Source organism: Bradyrhizobium sp. (assembly GCF_049581145.1).
GTDB lineage: Bacteria > Pseudomonadota > Alphaproteobacteria > Rhizobiales > Xanthobacteraceae > Bradyrhizobium.
This window is the reverse complement of sequence record NZ_JBAURI010000560.1, coordinates 1-3,047: the sequence shown is the minus strand read 5'-3', so window position 1 is coordinate 3,047 and position 3,047 is coordinate 1. Positions and strand designations below refer to the sequence as shown.

The 3,047-nt window shown below is 64.5% G+C and carries 2 protein-coding genes and 1 pseudogene; all 3 read left to right on the top strand.

Annotated features, from left to right (window positions below; all coding sequences use genetic code 11):
- A pseudogene (locus WCB02_RS18495) lies at positions 1 to 268 on the top strand (hypothetical protein); the annotation flags it as partial.
- 107 nt (positions 269 to 375) lie between these two features.
- Positions 376 to 1,989 carry a hypothetical protein gene (locus WCB02_RS18490; protein ID WP_423960208.1) on the top strand — a complete coding sequence of 538 codons (1,614 nt, stop codon included), beginning with the start codon at positions 376 to 378 and terminating at the stop codon, positions 1,987 to 1,989.
- 57 nt (positions 1,990 to 2,046) lie between these two features.
- On the top strand, positions 2,047 to 3,047 hold a 1,001-nt coding region (locus WCB02_RS18485), incomplete at its 3' end, for a flavin-dependent oxidoreductase (RefSeq protein ID WP_423960206.1).

Genomic DNA, 3,047 nt, shown 5'->3' with positions numbered 1-3,047 from the left:
GCCCACGACTGTTGCCACAAACGCGGGCGCCGCTGCTGGCCCGGCTGCCACCGAGCCGCCCAGAACCGAGGTCGCGCGGCTGCCGACGGTGGATAGCTGGATCCTGCGGGAGGTCTCCCATGGTGGCGCGTTGATCGAGGGGCGCCAGGGACTGTACGAGGTCTATGCCGGCGATCCCGTGCCGGGGCTGGGCAAGGTCGATGCGATCCGAAAGCAGGACGGACGCTGGGTGGTCGTGACGTCGCGCGGCCTGATCGTCGCGCGCTAGTTTTTCTCGTGTCGGGATTTTGACGCCAAAGCGGTGCAAAAGCGCTTCACTGCGACGTGAAGCGCTTTCTGCTTGAATAGACATTTTTGCGTGGTGTTAGTCCCGGCATGACCAGCACTCCGCGATATCTCCTCATCCTTCCCGTTCTCTTTGGTGGTGCGTTGTGTGCCGCCCTGTCTGCTACCCAGCCGGCCCGGGTCGTTGAACGCGCCGCGCTGACGCACGGTACCGCAATCGTCGATCCCGCCGCATTGCGCGAGCTCGACGGCGGCCGGTTCAGTCTCGCCCGCATGCTGGCGCAAGGCACGTCGGCCGACAAATCCAACGATGCACCGCTCGCCGATCGCGAGTTGTTCGCACTGCCTTCGATGCTGGCGGTGCGCAAGGCGCTGGAAGCCGATTTCGACCGCTATGTCGAAAAGCACGAGGCCACTGTCCCCAACGAGAGCATCGGCGTCGGGTCGGCGTTCGATTTCCAGCTGTTCGACCGCGCGCTGCTCGATGCGTCCGATGCGCGTTTCGTGCTGTCCGGCATCGTCAACCGGATGGACCGCGCCTACGTGTCGGAGAAGAACTGCGGCGAGATCCGGTTGATCTATCGCATGACGCGGACCGGCGCGGCCAAGATCGGCGAGCTCGACGTCTCGCCGCGGCTGCCGATGACGCTGAACATCGTGCTGAAGGCCAAAGGTGATGACAGCGATCACGCCGGTGGCGGCGCTATCACCTGCGCCGAGATCGCCCGGCGCTGGCTTGCCGCCGGCGAACTGACCTCGACCGGCGCGGAGCTTGCGGAAAAACTCACCGCGAAAGGCGGCGCGCTCGACCTGATTGCGCCCGAGAACATCTATCGCATGGAAACCAACCTGCAGATCGCCCATGTGCCGAAATCGGCGACGCACGAATTCCGCACGGATTATCTGATGAAGGTGTTTGACTACGACGCGAGCTCCGCGACCTTCCAGGAGGCGGTGCTGGAAAATCAGATCGACCGCGACCGGCTGTTGGCGGATGAAAACCTGCGGCGCGAATTCAAGACCTGGCTGCTCGATCCCAGCCATTTCAACGAACTCGATCGCGGCACCCTGCTGATCCCCGACCAGTTTCTTGCCAAGAGCGCGATCGCGCCGACGCCGATCGGATTTTCGGCCTCCGAGATGCAGCCGGCGTTCGGGCTGGTGCAGGGCGAGGACCAGACCGACAATCCCGTGTTCAGCGAGAGCGATGTCGTCACCGCGTTGCAGAATGCAACGGAGCACGGCGTGGACTTGCAGAACATTCACTCGGCCGCGGGCTTCGAGCGTCGGCTCAACGACATCACGTGCGGGGGCTGCCATCAGACCCGCGGTATCGGCGGCTTTCATTTCCCCGGCGTCGACTGGATGGCCGCCAAGCCCGACAATTCGGTCGTGGTTCCGGCCTCGCCGCACTTCTTCGGCGATCAGGTCCGCCGTCGCGACATCATCACCGCGTTCGCCGATGGCAAGATGCCGGACTTCTCGCGCGGGTTTGCCAGCCGTCCGCAATCGCGCGGCAGCAGCGAATTGGCCGGCACCGAGTACGAGGATGGCTGGGGTGCGCATTGCTATGCGCCAAGCGAGCACCCGGCGGAGACAGACAAGAGTTTTGCTTCCTGGACCTGCGCCGAGGGCTTGTCCTGCCAAGTGATGAGCAGGACGTCGCGGATGGGGATGTGTTTCATCAAGACCCGCCCAGATTGACAGTGGGCTGACCGATCGTGTTTCATCGCTGCAACCAAGAATGTTGCGGGATGGAACATGGACGAGGTCATCATCGTCGGCGCCGGGATCGGCGGCCTGACGCTCGGACTCGCGCTGCACCAGGCGGGCATGCCCTGCCGGATCTTCGAATCCGTCCCCGAACTCAGGGCGGTCGGGGTCGGCATCAATCTCTTGCCGCATGCCACCAGGGAACTGGCGGCGCTCGGCCTCGAAGCGGCGCTGTCGCGGGTTGCGATCGAGACCAGCGATGCAACCTTCTTCAATCGCTTCGGGCAACTGATCTATCAGGAGCCGCTCGGGCGCGCAGCCGGCTATCATCATCCGCAATTCTCGATCCATCGCGGCGATCTGCAGATGGTGCTGGTCGAAGCCTTCCGCGCGCGGCTGGGGAGCGATCGCCTCGTCACCAATCGCCATTGTCTCGGCGTCGAACAGGATGACAGCGGCGTCACCGTGACATTCTCCGATGAGCCCGGCGGCGCCGGATGCTTCACCGCGCGCGGCAAGGTCGCAATCGCCTGCGACGGCATCAACTCGGCGATCCGCAGGCAGTTCTTCCCGCAGGAAGGCGATCCGCGCTATTCCGGCGTCAACATGTGGCGCGGCGTGACGCGGTGGCAACCGATCCTGTCGGGCGCCAGCATGATCCGGGCGGGGTGGTTGTCGCACGGCAAGATGGTGATCTATCCGATCCGCGCCGCTGACAGCGACGGCCTGCAGCTGGTCAACTGGGTCGCCGAGATCGAGACGCCGAATTATCGCAAGCGGGACTGGAACCGGACCGGCAGGCTCGATGATTTCATCGGCGCGTTCGAAAACTGGCATTTCGATTGGCTCGACGTACCGGCCTTGATCCGCGCAGCGGACAGCGTGCTGGAATTCCCGATGGTGGATCAGGACCCATTGCCGCGCTGGAGCTTTGGCCGCGTGACATTGCTTGGCGACGCCGCGCACCCGATGGTGCCGCGCGGCTCCAATGGTGCGGGGCAGGCGATCCTCGACGCCCGGGCGCTGACCGCGGCGCTACTCGGCCATGG

Coding starts and splice junctions, on each gene's coding strand:
- WCB02_RS18490 (WP_423960208.1), top strand. CDS start 376: ATGACCAGCACTCCGCGATATCTCCTCATCCTTCCCGTTCTCTTTGGT.